Origin of the sequence: Roseateles sp. NT4, assembly GCF_051857475.1 — a bacterium.
In the GTDB taxonomy this organism is placed as follows: domain Bacteria; phylum Pseudomonadota; class Gammaproteobacteria; order Burkholderiales; family Burkholderiaceae_C; genus Pelomonas.
The window spans coordinates 496,925-511,445 of sequence record NZ_JBPZGZ010000001.1 but is presented as its reverse complement, the minus strand read 5'-3'; the positions used below and the strand labels follow the sequence as shown (position 1 = coordinate 511,445).

The following is a 14,521-nucleotide window of genomic DNA, read 5'->3' as shown; positions in this document are numbered from 1 at the left end:
TATCGCGGTTGCGCGCCTCAGCGAAGCTCGTTCAGCATCGCCTGCGCCTTGTCGCGCAGCGGGCCGCTGGCGCGCTGGATCAGCTCCTGCAGCACTTCGCGGGCACCTTCGGTGTCGCCGATCTGGCGGAACTCGTCGGCCAGCTCCAGCTGACGCAGCAGCGGATCGCCTTCGTCATCGGGCAGATCCAGGTTGTGGCTCAAGCCCTCCGGCGTGGTCTCTCCGGGCAGGGTGGAGTCGCCCAGGTCGAAGTCCAGGTCCGGAGAGGCCGACGCCGGTGCGGCGGGCGACAAGGCCCCCATGCTGCTGATGTCGAAGCTCAGGTCCGGCGCCGGCGGCGCGGTGCGGGTGCCACGGCTGGAGATGTCGAAGTCCATCGTCATCGGCGCCTGCTCGACCGAAGCCGGCATGGCCTGGGTCGCCGCCATGGCGTGCGGCGACACCGGTTCGGGGGCGTCGAGATCGAGGTCCAGAGCCAGGTCGAAACCGCTGACCGGGCCTGTATCAGGACCGCCGCGCATCGCATCGGTGGCCAGATGAGCTGCGGCCGCGGCAGCAGCACTCGCGCCACTGGGCAGAGCCGTCTGCGGCAGCGTGCTGGCGTTCATGGGCTCGGGGCGCAGCTCGGGGCCGTCCTCGACATGCGCAGGCGCACCACCGGGCTGGTAGAGCGGATTGTCCGGATCGATGCCACGGCCCAGTTCCTGGGCCTTGGCCCAGTCTTCGCCCGCGCCCTTGGTCTCGGCGTAGAGCTGCACGGCCAGTTGCTCAAAGCCTTTGGTGTCGCGGCGCTTGGCGTAGACCTCGAGCAGCTTCAGGCGGATGGCCAGGCGCGTCGGGTTGGCGCGCAGAGCTTCCTTCAGGATTTCCTCGGCCTGCAGGTCGCGGCCATAAGCCAGGTAGACGTCGGCCTCAGCGACCGGGTCCACGTCACCGATGGCGTCCAGCTGGCTGAGCGAGTAGCTCATCGACGACTGGCCGCTGTTCTGCGCATCACGCGTGTCGACGCGCTGGCCACCCGTGCCGCCGAAGAACGAGTCCGGCTGCAAACGGCTTTCGTGGAAACCGGTCTCGGCCGCGTTGACCGAGCGGCGCGAGCGCAGGCGGTACAGGCCCAGGCCGCCGAGCACGGCGACGAGGACGCCGGCCAAAGGCAGCACGATGGGGCTGTCGAGCAACTGCTCGATGAAGCCGGGCGGCTCGGCGACCGGCGGCGGTGCGAGCGGTGCGCTGGCGCGAGCCGCGGGGCGCGAAGCCGCAACGCTTGCTGCGACGGCCGGCGCAGGTGCCGATGCGGGCTCGGCGGTCGCCACCACCGGCGCGGGCAAGGGTGTCGGCGCCGCCGCGGGTGTCGGTGCAGGTGCGGCAGCGGATGCCACAGGTGTGGCCGGCTTGGCAGCGCTGGACAGCTTCTTCAGCTCCTCGACATTGCGAGTCAGCTCGGCCACGCGGGCCGCCGCATCCTTCTTCTCGGTTTCCTTGGAAAGCTTGGCTTCGGACGCACTGGCGGCGCTGCCGGCCTTGCTGAGGGTGAGCTTGTCGGGCGTCGCCGCGGCCGCAGGCTTGCGATCCTCGACGGCAGCCTGCACCTGGCCCTTGGACTGGCGCTCGCTCTCGTTGCTCTGCAACGTCGGCGCGGCGGAAGCGAGGCGCTGGCGATAGGCCGAGAAATCGGCGCTCTGGGCCATGATGATGCGGCGCGCTTCAGGCGCGGGCACCGAGGCCAGCGAATCGCTGGACGGGACCTGCAACACGGAACCCGATTTCAGCAGGTTCATGTTGCCGTCGATGAAGGCATCGGGGTTGTTGCGGAACAGGCCGACCAGCATCTGGTCCAGCGAGATGCCGCTGACCTGGGTCTTGGCCGCCACCTTGGACAGCGAGTCGCCCGGGCGCACGGCGTACTCGGAGGCTGCCGTGACGGGAGGCCGGATGGGCGCCGAGGCCTGTGCGGGCGGGCGGGCCGCTGCGACAGGGGCCGCGGCCGGCGCAGAACCGTTGCGCGGCAGGGCTGTCGCCGCGGCAGGCGCGGGTGCAGGCACAGCCTCGCTGGATGCGGCCGTGGTCGGCGCAGGTGCTGCGGCAACCGCAGGCGGCGCGGTGATGACGGGAGCGGGCTTGGGCAGGCTTGGCGGGTCGAACAGCAGCGTGTATTCGCGCACCAGGCGGCCGCCGGACCAGGTCAGCTCGAGGATGACGTCGACGAAGGGCTCCTGGACCGAGCGGTCGCTGCTGACGCGGAGCAGGGTGCGGCCGTTGTTGCGCACGATCTGGACCTGGGTCGAGGTCAGCACCGGGTTGTATTCAACGCCGGTGGCACGGTAGGACTCGGGTGGAGCGACACGCACCTTGAGGGTGGCAGCTTCCTCGGACGTCAGGCTGCTGACGTCGATCTCGGCTCGCATGGTCTCGCCCAAGGCCGACTGCACACTCAACCTGCCCAGGCCCAATGCCTGAGCGCCGCTGCCGGCAACAAGCAGTGCAGCGGCGAGCGCGAGATGGTGGCGAGCAAAGCCCATGGGTCGAACTCCCTCGAATGCGTCGCGAATGTGGTCTTTCAAGGCATTCCCCAAAGCAACAAGGCGGGGCAATGGGCCCCGCCTGTCTCGATCTTCAGCAAGCGCTGCACGAACCTGGTCTGCACGCGGGTTTGCACGATATGGCCTGCGTCGAGTTTCGAATCAAAAACACAACGGTATCAAGCATATACGCTGAAATGCTCACGCGATACCTGATGTGTCGTTTCGATTCAATATCGATGCCCGGGTGAACCCTTAGTCAAGTCGTAAAAGACCGTAAGTGAAACCCAAGTGAAACGGGCCCGAAGGCCCGTTCATGTAGACGCACATGCCTTGCGCCTTGCATGGCGCAAGGCCTTCGCCAGGCGTCGAACAGCCGCAGGGGCTGTTCTCGGTCCGGGGCTCAGCGTTCCAGCAGGATGCGCAGCATGCGGCGCAGCGGCTCGGCCGCGCCCCACAGCAGCTGGTCGCCGATGGTGAAGGCGCCGAGGTACTCGGGGCCCATGGCCAGCTTGCGCAGGCGGCCGACCGGGATGGTCATGGTGCCGGTGACGGCCACGGGCGTCAGGTCACGGATGGTGGCCTCGCGCGTGTTGGGCACGACCTTCACCCAGGCGTTGTCGGCGGCGATCATGGCCTCGATGTCGGCCAGGGGCACGTCCTTCTTCAGCTTGAAGGTCAGGGCCTGGCTGTGGCAACGCATGGCGCCGACGCGCACGCAGAAACCGTCGACCGGGATGCCGGCGGCACCCAGGATCTTGTTGGTCTCGGCCATGCCCTTCCACTCTTCCTTGGATTGGCCATTGCCGAGGTCCTTGTCGATCCAGGGGATCAAGGAGCCGCCCAGAGGCACGCCGAAGTTGGCGGTTTCTTCAGCCGACAGCGAACGCTGCTTGGCGATGACCTGGCGGTCGATCTCGAGGATGGCGCTCTTGGGGTCGTCCAGCAGCGGCTTGACCGAGGCGTTCAGCGTGCCGTACTGCGTCAGCAGTTCGCGCATGTGCTGAGCACCGCCGCCGGAAGCAGCCTGGTAGGTCTGGGTGGACATCCACTCGACCAGGCCGGCCTTGTACAGGGCGCCCACGCCCATCAGCATGCAGCTGACGGTGCAGTTGCCGCCGATCCAGTTCTTGCCGCCGTTGCTCAGCGCCTGGTCGATGACCGGGCGGTTGACGGGGTCCAGGATGATGACGGCGTCGTCCGCCATGCGCAGCGTCGAGGCCGCGTCGATCCAATGGCCGTTCCAGCCCGCCGCGCGCAGCTTGGGATAGACCTCGGTCGTGTAGTCGCCGCCCTGGGCGGTGATGATGATGTCGCAGCGCTTGAGCTGTTCGATGTCGAAGGCGTTCTGCAGCGCCTTCTCGTTCTTGGCCTGGGCCGGGGCAGCGCCGCCGGCGTTGGAGGTCGAGAAGAACAGCGGCTCGATCAGGTCGAAATCGCGCTCAGTAGTCATGCGCTCCATGAGCACAGAGCCCACCATGCCACGCCAGCCTACGAGGCCTACCAGAGTCGTCATCATCAAATCCTTTGTCTGTCGTTCACCAAACCCCTTCCACTTTGGGCCCCGGCTCGTTCGCCGGGTTTGGAGGGGGCGAGACGAGACGGAGCTTCAGCTCTTGATGGTTTTGGTGGTCGTAATGGCTTTGACGACAGCGTCGCCCATCTCGAGGGTCGTGACCTTCGAGGTGCCTTCGGACCAGATGTCGGCGGTGCGCAAGCCCTGGGCCAACACCGACTGAACCGCGGCTTCGATACGAGCGGCGGCTTCGGGCTGGTTGAGGGAGAACTTGAGCATCATGGCAGCGGACAGGATTGTAGCCAGAGGATTGGCAATCCCCTTGCCGGCGATGTCGGGCGCGCTGCCGTGGCTGGGCTCGTACAAGCCCTTGTTGTTGGCGTCCAGCGAGGCGGACGGCAGCATGCCGATGGAGCCGGTCAGCATGGCGGCTTCGTCGGACAGGATGTCGCCGAACATGTTGCCGGTCACGACGACGTCGAACTTCTTCGGCGCCTTGACGAGCTGCATGGCCGCGTTGTCCACATACATGTGGTCGAGCTCGACGTCGGGGTACTGGGCGTGGACCTCGATGACGATGTCCTTCCAGAACTGCGAGGTCTCCAGCACATTGGCCTTGTCGACGCTGGTCAGGCGCTTGTTTCGCTTGCGCGCAGCCTGGAAGGCGACATGGGCGATGCGCTCGATCTCGGGGCGCGAGTAGCGCATGGTGTCGAAGGCTTCATCGGCGCCCGGGAAGTGACCGTCCACGGCCGTGCGGCGGCCGCGCGGCTGGCCGAAGTAGATGTCGCCGGTCAGTTCGCGGATCAGCAGGATGTCAAGGCCGGCCACCAGTTCGGGCTTCAGCGACGAGGCATGCGTGAGCTGCTCGTAGCAGATGGCCGGGCGGAAATTGGCGAACAGGCCCAGGGCCTTGCGCAGGCCGAGGATGGCCTGCTCGGGGCGCAGCGAGCGCTCGAGCTTGTCGTACTTCCAGTCGCCCACCGCGCCGAACAGCACGGCGTCGGCCTCCTGGGCCAGCTTCAGCGTGGCCGGCGGCAGCGGGTGGCCGCTGGTCTCGTAGGCCTTGCCGCCGACGTCGGCCCAGTCGAGCTGCAAAGGCAGATCCAGGGCCTTCAGCACCTTGACCGCTTCGGCCATGATCTCCGGGCCGATACCGTCGCCCGGCAGTACTGCAATCTTCTTCATCTCAAATCACTCGGTTGTTCAGCCAGGGCTTGCTGGCGATGCGCGCGGCTTCGTAAGCGCGGATCTTGTCGGTGTGCTGCAGCGTCAGCCCGATCTCGTCGAGGCCGCCGATCAGGCATTCCTTGCGGAAGGGCTCGATGTCGAAGGGCAGCTCCGCGCCATCGGGCTTGACCACCACCTGGCGCGGCAGGTCCACGACGAGTTGATAGCCGGGGAAGGCGTAGCACTCGTCGAACAAGCGGGCGATGGCGCTTTCCGGCAGCACGATGGGCAGCAGGCCGTTCTTGAAGCAGTTGTTGAAGAAGATGTCGGCGAAGCTCGGCGCCAGGATGGCGCGGAAACCGTACTGCTGCAGGGCCCAGGGCGCGTGCTCGCGGCTGGAGCCGCAACCGAAGTTGCTGCGCGCGATCAGCACGCTGGCGCCGGCATAGCGCGGCTGGTTCAGCACGAAGTCGGGATTGGGCTTGCGGCTGGCCGGATCCTGGCCAGGCTCGCCATGGTCCAGATAGCGCCATTCGTCGAACAGGTTGGGGCCGAAGCCCGAGCGCTTGATCGACTTCAGGAACTGCTTGGGGATGATGGCGTCGGTGTCGACGTTGTCGCGGTCCATGGGCGCGACCAGCCCTTTGTGGAGGGTGAACTTGTCCATGTCAGCTCAGCGTGCGAACGTCTACGAAATGGCCGGTCATCGCGGCGGCAGCAGCCATGGCCGGGCTGACGAGGTGGGTGCGACCACCCGCGCCCTGTCGGCCTTCGAAGTTGCGGTTGCTGGTGGAGGCGCAGCGCTCGCCCGGCTCCAGCCGGTCGGCGTTCATGGCCAGGCACATGGAGCAGCCCGGCTCACGCCATTCAAAGCCCGCGGCCTTGAAGACCTGGTCCAAGCCTTCGGCTTCGGCCTGGGCCTTGACGAGGCCGGAGCCCGGCACGACCAGGGCCAGCTTGATGTTCTTGGCCAGACGGCCACCGACGCGACGCACGACGGCCGCGGCCTCGCGCATGTCCTCGATGCGGCTGTTGGTGCAGGAACCGATGAAGACCTTGTCGACATGGATGTCGCTGATGGCCTTGTTGGGCTCCAGGGCCATATAGGTCAGCGCGCGCTCGATGGCGCCGCGCTTGACGGCATCCTTCTCCTTGTCGGGATCAGGCACGCGGTCGTCGATGGCCAGCACCATCTCGGGCGAGGTGCCCCAGGTGACTTGGGGGCGGATCTGGGCGGCGTCGATCTCGACGATCTTGTCGAAGTGGGCGCCGGGATCGGAATGCAGGTTGCGCCAGTAGGCAACGGCCTGGTCCCATTCCACGCCCTGCGGCGAGAAGGGTCGGCCCTTGACGTAGGCGATGGTCGTGTCGTCCACGCCGATGAGGCCGGCACGCGCGCCGGCCTCGATGGCCATGTTGCAGACGGTCATGCGGCCTTCCATCGACAGCGAGCGGATGGCAGAGCCCGCGAACTCGATGGTGTAGCCCGTGCCGCCGGCGGTGCCGATCTTGCCGATGATGGCCAGCACGATGTCCTTGGCGCCGCAGCCCTTGGGCAAGCTGCCTTCGACCTTGACGAGCAGGTTCTTGGCCTTCTTGGCCGACAGCGTCTGCGTGGCCAGCACATGCTCAACCTCGCTGGTGCCGATGCCATGGGCCAGGGCACCGAAGGCGCCATGCGTCGACGTGTGGCTGTCACCGCAGACGACGGTCATGCCGGGCAGCGTGGCGCCCTGCTCCGGGCCGATGACATGCACGATGCCCTGGCGCTTGTCGTTCATCTTGAACTGCGTGATGCCGACGCGGTCGCAGTTGGCGTCCAGGGTGTCGACCTGCAGCTTGGAGACCGGGTCGGCGATACCGTGACTGCGGTCCGTCGTCGGCACGTTGTGGTCGCTGACGGCCAGGTTGGCCGACAGGCGCCAGACCTTGCGGCCGGCCAGGTCCAGACCTTCGAAGGCCTGGGGACTGGTCACCTCGTGGACGAGGTGGCGGTCGATATAGAGCAGCGCCGTGCCATCGGGCTCGGTGTGCACGACATGCTCATCCCAGAGCTTGTCGTAGAGGGTACGTGAGGTCATTGCTTGTCTCGAGGAATCAAGGTGTCCACGAAGCGTTGCACCACCGTGGGCAAACGCTGCTGGCGCAGCACACCCAATACATATTCGCGCTCGGCCCAGGGCTCTTCAAGGCGGATGCTGCGCACGCCGAAGACGCGGGTGAAGCGCTCGGCCGGCTGCTCGGGCAGCACAGCCACGCCCAGACCCGCCTCGACGAGCTGGGCGATGGCGTCGAAGCCCCGCACCTGCCAGCGCGCGTTCAGCGTCTTGCCGCGGGCGGCCGCCTGCTCGCGCATCAGCTCCTGGGCGCTGGCACCGGCATGCAGGCCGATGAGGTCATAGGCCAGCAGGTCGTCGAAGGTGACCTCCTCGCGGGCGCTCAAGGGGTGCTTCAGCGGCACCAGGGCCGCCAGGCGGCCGTGGCCGACCACCCAGGTCTGCAGGCGGTTGTCCACCAGTGGCGGCGTGAAGACGCCCACGTCGGCCCTGCCCTCGGCCACCGCGGCCTGCACTTCGGCGCTGGTCAGGTCTTCCAGGCTGATGCGGATCTGCGCGTGCGCCTGCGAGAAGCCCACCAGGTGAGGCGGCAGGGCCTCGGTGATGGCACTGCTGTTGGCGGCAATGCGCAGATGGCCCTTGATGCCGCGCGAGAACTCCATGACCTCGGTCTCGAGGGCATAGAGCGACGCGTGCAGCGAACGGATGTGACGCACCAGCGCACGGCCGGCCTCGGTGGGTTCGACGCCCCGGGCACGCCGCTCGAAGAGCTGCACGCCGAGGCGGCTTTCCAGGTCAGACAGGCGCTTGCTGGCAGCCGCCAGCGCCAGGTGTTCCTGGGCGGCGCCGCGCGTGATCGAGCGGGTCTGCTCGATGGCCAGCACGAGATTGAGGGTGGTGAGGTCGTGGCGCATGGTGATCGTGTAACTCCAGCATAGCCTTCGCGAAGAACGCGATTCTGCGCCAATAATCGACTTCCGTTTCGCCGTTTACGAAGCTCAAAGAGGAGCTGCTGCCTGCTTCAGCAGCCCGCGCAGCGCGTTGCGACTGTGGGCGCCGAAGTGGCCGAGCAATTCGGCGATCTGCCTCTGCAATGCGTCACGCCGGCCCTGCATGTCACGGGCGAGCTCGGGGCCGAGCTGGGCCTCGTTGGCGGCAAAGTCAAAATTAGGGTCAGTGACGAATTTCGCGGGCGCACCGACGACCACGGCTGCATCGGTCGCCGGTCCGGCAGCAAACGCCTCGGCCGCGACGACGTCGCGCACATAGCCCACGCTCCAGGCCGGGTAACGCGCGTCGCGCGCCGAATCGCGCAGGGCCAGCTCCAACGGGCCGTCCTGCTGCTTGCGTGCAGCCTCGATGATCCAGCGCGTCTGGAAGTTCTCCAGCACGAAGTGGCGGTTGCCCTGCAGCACGACCAGGCCCTGACGATCAGCGGGCGCGCCAAGCTGTGCCTTGAGGTTGACCCACATCATGTGGCCCAGCGTCGCGCCGGGTGCAGCGCTCGAGTGATAGGGCTGGGTCAGGTCTTCGACATGATGGAGGGCCATGCCGGCAAAGCGCCAGCCCCAGTAGGCATGGCCGGTCTGCCAGGCCAGCACGGCCAGCGTCGCGTACTGCTGCACGCGCAGTTCGGTGAAGGTGCGGGCAAAGCTCGGCGCCAGCGTGTTGAAGACCGGCCCCTGGTGGAAGAAGCCCATGTGGAAAGGCGCCTGCGAACCGATGGAGACGGCGGGGTTGCCGAAGGGCTGGTTGCCGAAACCGTAGTCGGGGTGGCCCGTGTTGTCGTCGAAGAGGTTCAGGTCATGGCCGTAGTCGGGCTCGTCGCAGGCCGAGGCCAGCACAGCCAGCGGCGCAACGGACTCGCCCGGCTGCAGGGCGACGAAACGCTGGGTGCTGCCAGCGCCGGGCCGGGTGGCGGAAACCAAGGCCGCATCGATGAGCGGGCGCGTCACCTCGGTTTCGCGCGGGTCGGGCTGCAGATAGAGGGCCAGCTTGCTCTGCGGCGACAGGCGCACCGCACGCAGGAAGGCGGCGCGCCGTTCTGCATCGCTGCGTTTGGCATCGGCGACGAAACGCAGGGCCTCGGGGCGCGGCGCATGCCCGGCCAGGTGAGCGCGGGCCCAGGCTTCCTGGGCATCCAGGGTCATCGCGATGGAGCGCTCCTGGTCGCGCAGGAAATCGACAAGGGGCTCGGCCTTCACGGCCGCGGCGTTCGCCACCTCGGGCATGCGCTCGAAGGCGCGATAGCACATAGGGCTGTGGTTGCCCCAGGCCTGGGCGAGCGTCGGCAGCAGGGCCAGCAGAAGGAAGACGGGGCGCATCGGGCGAGGTGTCGGGTGAAGGCGCCGATTCTGGCCCCGAGCGCGGCGCAAAGCCTTGCGACCGAATCCACGAAGCGGCTTGTGGCCTCCTTCGCCTTCCGGTGTGCCACGGGCCGGTGAGCCCAGCGCGGCACGCGCAAGTTTTGCTGCTCAGCAGGTTACGGGCGGGTACCGATTCGCAGAAGCGGCGAATCTGGAATCTCTGCTTCGCCGGCTGCGAACCGCTTCGCGGCTGGGCAAGCGCGGCTTGATGCCTGTGCGACGATGCCGCATCTCCGCGGCCTCACTGCACCCATGCAACGACTGCCGGCCTGGCTCGCCCACCTCCTCGCGGTACTGCTGCTTCTGGCGGCCATGCATCCAGCGCGAGCCGATCATTTCGTCATCGGCGTCGAGGACGTCGATTACGCGCCCATCATGAGCACGGGCGCCCGTGGCGAGTTCCGCGGCTATGCGCGCGAACTGCTCGACCTGTTTGCACGCCGCCACGGTCACAGCTTCAGCTATGTCGCCTTGCCCACCAAGCGGCTGACCGCAGAGCATGTGATGGGCCACCTGGATGGCGTCTTTCCCGACAACCCGAGCTGGGAAGCCGAGGCCAAGCGCGGGCTCACCTTGAACTATTCGGAGCCGGCCGTGCCTTTCCAGGACGTGGTCATGGTGCCCGCGGCCCGACGCGATCAGCCCGTGCGCAACCTGGGCATCGTGCGCGGCTACACGCCCAAACGATTTCTGCCCCTCATCCAGGCCGGCAGCCTGGTGCTGACCGAAGCCGGAGATCCCTCCCGGCTGATCCGCATGGCGCTGGCCGGCCGCGTCGACGGCGTGCAGCTCGCCCTGCCGGTAGCCCTCTACCAGTTGGAGCAGTTGGGCCAACCCGGTGCCCTGCTGCCCTCCACGGCGCTGCCCCCGACGGACTACGCCTATCACTACCGGCTCTCAAGCCTTCGGCATGCCGGGCTGGTGGCGCAGTTCAACCGCTTTCTGCGCGACGAGCAGCCCGCGCTGGCCGCCCTGCAGCGCCGCTATGGCCTGGAAGACAAGCTCAAGACCGTGCCACGGGCTGCTTCATGAAAGCCCCATGTACCGCGCCGGTACGTCACTTCTAGGATTCGCCATCTTCCGGGAGGCCCTCATGAATCTGGTTCAACGCATCCAAGACATCCTGCTCAAGCCCAAGGACACCTGGCCGCAGATCGCGGCAGAGCCGGCCACGGTGCAGTCCCTGTACAAGGAATGGCTGCTCATCCTGGCGGCCATCCCGGCGGTGGCAGGGTTCATCGGCTTGTCGGTCATCGGCATGGGGGGCTTCGGCTTCAGCTACCGCGTGCCTTTTGTCAGCGGACTGGTGCATATGGTGCTGAGCTATGTGATGTCCCTGGGCATGGTCTATCTGCTGTCGCTGCTGGTGAATGCGCTGGCGCCCACCTTCGGCGGCACGCCCAACCCCTTGGCCGCGCTCAAGCTGGTGGCCTATGGTTGCACCGCCGGTTTCGTGGGGGGCGTGTTCCAGCTGCTGCCCTCGCTGAGCGTGCTGGGCCTGCTGTGCGGGCTCTATTCGATCTACCTCATCTACCTCGGGCTGCCGGTGCTGATGCACAACCCGCCCGAGAAATCCGCGGGCTACACCGCCGTAGTGATCGTGGCGGGCATCGTGGCCGGCCTGGTGGTGGGCGCGGTGACCAGTGCCGTGCTCGGCATCGGCACCTGGGGCAGCGGACATGCGGGCGGCGGCGGCGGCGCGGTGACGATCAAGGGGCCGGGGGGCGACGTCACCCTGGACACCAGCAAGATGGAAGCGGCCGCCAAGCGCATGGAGGCCCTGGGCAAGCAGATGGAAGAGGCCCAGGCCAAGGGTGACGGCGCTGCCGCGGGCAAGGCCTTGGGCGAGATGATGGGCGCGATGAGCGGTGCGACCGGCGGTGGCAAACCCATGCCGGCCGCCGACCTCAAGGCCCTGCTGCCCGAGAACCTCGGCGACTTCAAGCGCAACAGCATCGAGGCCCAGAGCGGCGGTGCCATCGGCATCAACTCATCCTCCGCCAAGGCCCGCTACGGCAATGGCGACAAGTCCATCAGCCTGGACATCACCGACATGGGCAGCCTCGCAGGCATGGCCGGCCTGGCCGGCTGGGCCCAGATGACGCTCGACAAGGAGGCCGATGGCCGCGTCGAGCGCGTGTTCAAGCAGGGCGACCGCACGGTGCGCGAGGAGTACCGCAAGGACGGCACGCATGCCGAGCTGACGGTGCTGCTGCCCAACGGCGTCATCGTCGAGGCCAAGGGCGATCAGGTCGGCATCGACCAGCTGCGCGGCGTTTTGGGCAGCGTCGACCTCAACAAGCTCGCCAGCACACCGCGCCAACCCGGCTGAGCGCGGCCGCGCTTCAGCCCAAGGCCGCGATCACCTCGGGCGGCGCCTGCACGAGTTCGATCAGCACGCCTTCGCCGCCGATCGGGAACTCCTCGTTCGCCTTGGGGTGGATGAAGCAGATGTCGTGGCCGGCAGCGCCCTTGCGGATGCCGCCCGGCGCGAACCGCACGCCCTGAGCCGTCATGGCCGCCACGGCGGCCGGCAGGTCATCGACCCACAGGCCCACGTGGTTCAGCGGCGTGGTGTGGACCGCGGGCTTCTTGTCGGGGTCCAGGGGCTGCATCAGGTCAACCTCGACAGTGTGCGCACCAGCGCCGATGGCGCAGATGTCCTCATCCACGTTTTCGCGTTCGGAGACGAAGTTGCCGGTGACGCGCAGGCCGAGCACATCCACCCACAGGGTGCGCAGCGCGGCCTTGCTGGGTCCGCCAATGGCAATCTGTTGCAGGCCAAGAATTCGATAGGGACGTGAGTTCATGCAGAGTGGATCGGGAGCGTTGGCGTGGCCTGATGGGCGACGCAGACAAATTGTCGATAGCGGGCATCGTCGAACCGACCCGCCAGCAGGCGATTGAGCAGGGCGATCTTCCACGGCAGCTCGCCGGCATTGATGCCCGCGCAGGTCGTCACCCGCAAACCCGCCCGCTCGAAAAGTTCGGGCAGGCTTTTCTCGGTGAAGAAGCGCAGATGGGTGCGGTCGAGGACGCCGGATTCGGTGTAATCCCAGCGGCCGCCAAGGAACAAGGCGTTCAGTGTCGGCCAGTGGCGGATATTGGGCAACGATGCCACCACGCAGCCGTTGGGCGCCAGGTGCCGGCGGATGCGCTGCAGCACGTTCCAGGGGTCGACCAGATGCTCGAGCACATCGTTGGCCACCACGCAATCAAAGGGCTCCTCGCCCTCCAGCTCATCCAGTGCGGCCTCGACAGGCGCCTGCACCAGCCGGTCAAAGATTCCGGCAGCCAGGCCAGCCGCATCGGGAAAGGGCTCGATGCCCACGGCGTAGATGCCGGCACGCTCAGCCTTGAGCCCCGCCATGAAACGACCTTCCGAGCAGCCGATCTCCAGCACGCGCCAGCAGTCCGTGGGGACGAAGGGCAGGACCTCCGATCGTGATTGTGTGTAGTAGACGGATGCACCCATGTCGACTCCCTCTTTGGCTGACCGGCAAACCTCAGCGTCGGCCGATCGATCGGCCGACTGGCGCCAGGCTGGGCAAGCAGTTGGGCATATGCCGCATCTTGCCCTGCAGGAAGTATGTTTTCCACCCGTCATCCCTACGATGACAATCGGATCATGAGGCTCAGATTTCGAGCCGCCCCCACAGCCAGCCCGTCTTGACGCCGGCCAGGGTGGCGATGGACTGCTCGTGGATATAGGGCAGCCGCCCACCCCAGCCAAAGCAGCGATCGCGCAGCCAGGGCGCAACGACGGCATGGGACTGGAACGTCGGCGTCAGGCCGCGGCTGGCCTGGCCATAGAAGCGCAGATGGGCGCGGCGGCGGCGGCTGTAGCGCTCGAAGACGCGCGGCCAGTCGTCGCCGACCTCGGCTGACAGCTCATGCGCATCGATCAGCGCCATGTTGGCGCCCTGCCCCAGCTGCGGGCTCATGCCGTGGGCGCAATCGCCGATGGCCAGCACCCGGCCGTCATGCCAGCGTGACATCCAGACGTCGGCGTAGCGCGCTTCGCGTAGCTGGGCTGCATCGCGCAGGCCGGCGAGCAGCGGCGCCACGTCGGGGAAAAGGCCAGCCATCTGCTGCTTGAGCGCGTCCAGCCCAATGCGCTGCTGCCAGCCATCGAGCTCGGCCACCGGCAGGCTCCAGTAGAGGTTGATGCCGCGCTCGCCGTCATCGGCATGGGCCTTGCCGATGGGCATCAGGCCGATCATCTGAGAAGCCGAACGAAAGCGCTGGCGCAACTCGATCTGCGGGAAGTCGGGGGGCGCGGGCAGCACGGTCCAGATGGCACCCCAGGGAAAGGGCCGCGCATGCTGTGCCAGCTTCATGCCCTCTCGCAACCGCGAGAAGCTGCCGTTGGCAAGGATCAGTGCGGCATGCCGGGCCGGCTCGCGTCCGGCCAGGCGCAGCGTCACGCCCTGCCCGTCCTGATCGAAGCCCTCGACCGCCACGCCGCAATGCCAGTGGATGCCGAGTTCGCGCAGCCGGCCCCACAGCAGCCCCATCAGCGCGCCGCGCTGGATGCCCAGGCCATAGGCCTCTGGATGGAAACGCCGATAGCTCATGTCCAGCACGGCCCGGCCCGTCGGCGTATCGCCGAACAGGCGGTCCACGCGCATGCCCAGGGCCAGGGCGCCGTCCAGCAAACCCATGGCAGCCAGCACGCGCTGGCCGGTGGGTTGCAGCAGCAGGCCGGCGCCAATGGGCTGAGGCTCGGCGACGGCCTCGTACAGGTCCACCTGCACGCCGCGCTCGGCCAGGCGGATGGCCGCCGCCGCGCCAGCAACACCGGCGCCGACAATCGCGATGCTCAAAGCGCCCATCCAGCGTGGTGCCTTACCAAGCGGCCGCCGCGGAACCGGGCTTTCCGGGCCGCCAGCG

General features: G+C 67.4%; 12 protein-coding genes. 2 read left to right on the top strand and 10 right to left on the bottom strand.

Annotated elements, in window-relative coordinates; genetic code table 11:
- Nucleotides 1–17 precede the first annotated feature (17 nt).
- The 7 genes from ACS5PN_RS02300 to ACS5PN_RS02270 all read right to left on the bottom strand — a co-directional run bounded on the left by ACS5PN_RS02300 (nt 18) and on the right by ACS5PN_RS02270 (nt 9,586).
- On the bottom strand, nt 18–2,519 hold the full coding sequence (locus ACS5PN_RS02300) for a FimV/HubP family polar landmark protein (RefSeq protein WP_439462330.1): 2,502 nt from the start codon (nt 2,517–2,519) through the stop codon (nt 18–20).
- A gap of 403 nt (nt 2,520–2,922) precedes the next feature.
- The gene (gene asd, locus ACS5PN_RS02295) at nt 2,923–4,035 is read right to left on the bottom strand and encodes an aspartate-semialdehyde dehydrogenase (RefSeq protein ID WP_439462329.1); all 1,113 of its coding nucleotides are present in this window, start codon (nt 4,033–4,035) and stop codon (nt 2,923–2,925) included.
- Between the two features lie 93 nt (nt 4,036–4,128).
- Nucleotides 4,129–5,223 carry a 3-isopropylmalate dehydrogenase gene (gene leuB, locus ACS5PN_RS02290; protein WP_439462328.1) on the bottom strand — a complete coding sequence of 365 codons (1,095 nt, stop codon included), beginning with the start codon at nt 5,221–5,223 and terminating at the stop codon, nt 4,129–4,131.
- A gap of 1 nt (nt 5,224) precedes the next feature.
- Complete coding sequence (gene leuD, locus ACS5PN_RS02285; protein WP_439462327.1) at nt 5,225–5,872, bottom strand: 3-isopropylmalate dehydratase small subunit; 648 nt, start codon at nt 5,870–5,872, stop codon at nt 5,225–5,227.
- Nucleotide 5,873: 1 nt separating this feature from the next.
- Nucleotides 5,874–7,286 carry a 3-isopropylmalate dehydratase large subunit gene (leuC, locus tag ACS5PN_RS02280; protein ID WP_439462326.1) on the bottom strand — a complete coding sequence of 471 codons (1,413 nt, stop codon included), beginning with the start codon at nt 7,284–7,286 and terminating at the stop codon, nt 5,874–5,876.
- Entirely contained in the window at nt 7,283–8,176 is an 894-nt protein-coding gene (locus ACS5PN_RS02275; RefSeq protein ID WP_310270742.1) for a LysR family transcriptional regulator, read from the bottom strand. The genes leuC and ACS5PN_RS02275 overlap by 4 nt, the downstream gene beginning before the upstream one ends.
- A gap of 84 nt (nt 8,177–8,260) precedes the next feature.
- Nucleotides 8,261–9,586: a hypothetical protein gene (locus tag ACS5PN_RS02270; RefSeq protein WP_439462325.1), complete on the bottom strand. Its 1,326-nt coding sequence runs from the start codon at nt 9,584–9,586 to the stop codon at nt 8,261–8,263.
- A 294-nt stretch (nt 9,587–9,880) separates the two neighbouring features.
- Between ACS5PN_RS02270 and ACS5PN_RS02265 the strand changes: the two genes are divergently transcribed.
- Both ACS5PN_RS02265 and ACS5PN_RS02260 read left to right on the top strand, forming a co-directional pair.
- Nucleotides 9,881–10,660, top strand: a complete 780-nt coding sequence (locus ACS5PN_RS02265) for a substrate-binding periplasmic protein (RefSeq protein WP_439462324.1) — start codon at nt 9,881–9,883, stop codon at nt 10,658–10,660.
- 61 nt (nt 10,661–10,721) lie between these two features.
- On the top strand, nt 10,722–11,960 hold the full coding sequence (locus ACS5PN_RS02260; RefSeq protein ID WP_439462323.1) for a YIP1 family protein: 1,239 nt from the start codon (nt 10,722–10,724) through the stop codon (nt 11,958–11,960).
- Between the two features lie 13 nt (nt 11,961–11,973).
- On the opposite strand, the gene ACS5PN_RS02255 is transcribed toward ACS5PN_RS02260, so the two are convergent.
- From ACS5PN_RS02255 to ACS5PN_RS02245, 3 genes are all read right to left on the bottom strand, one after another.
- A complete protein-coding gene (locus ACS5PN_RS02255) occupies nt 11,974–12,438 on the bottom strand; it encodes a VOC family protein (protein WP_439462322.1) in 465 nt (154 codons plus the stop codon).
- Nucleotides 12,435–13,103 carry a class I SAM-dependent methyltransferase gene (locus ACS5PN_RS02250; protein ID WP_439462321.1) on the bottom strand — a complete coding sequence of 223 codons (669 nt, stop codon included), beginning with the start codon at nt 13,101–13,103 and terminating at the stop codon, nt 12,435–12,437. Before ACS5PN_RS02250 ends, ACS5PN_RS02255 begins: the two co-directional genes overlap by 4 nt.
- A gap of 160 nt (nt 13,104–13,263) precedes the next feature.
- On the bottom strand, nt 13,264–14,454 hold the full coding sequence (locus ACS5PN_RS02245) for an FAD-dependent oxidoreductase (protein ID WP_439462320.1): 1,191 nt from the start codon (nt 14,452–14,454) through the stop codon (nt 13,264–13,266).
- Nucleotides 14,455–14,521: the final 67 nt, after the last annotated feature.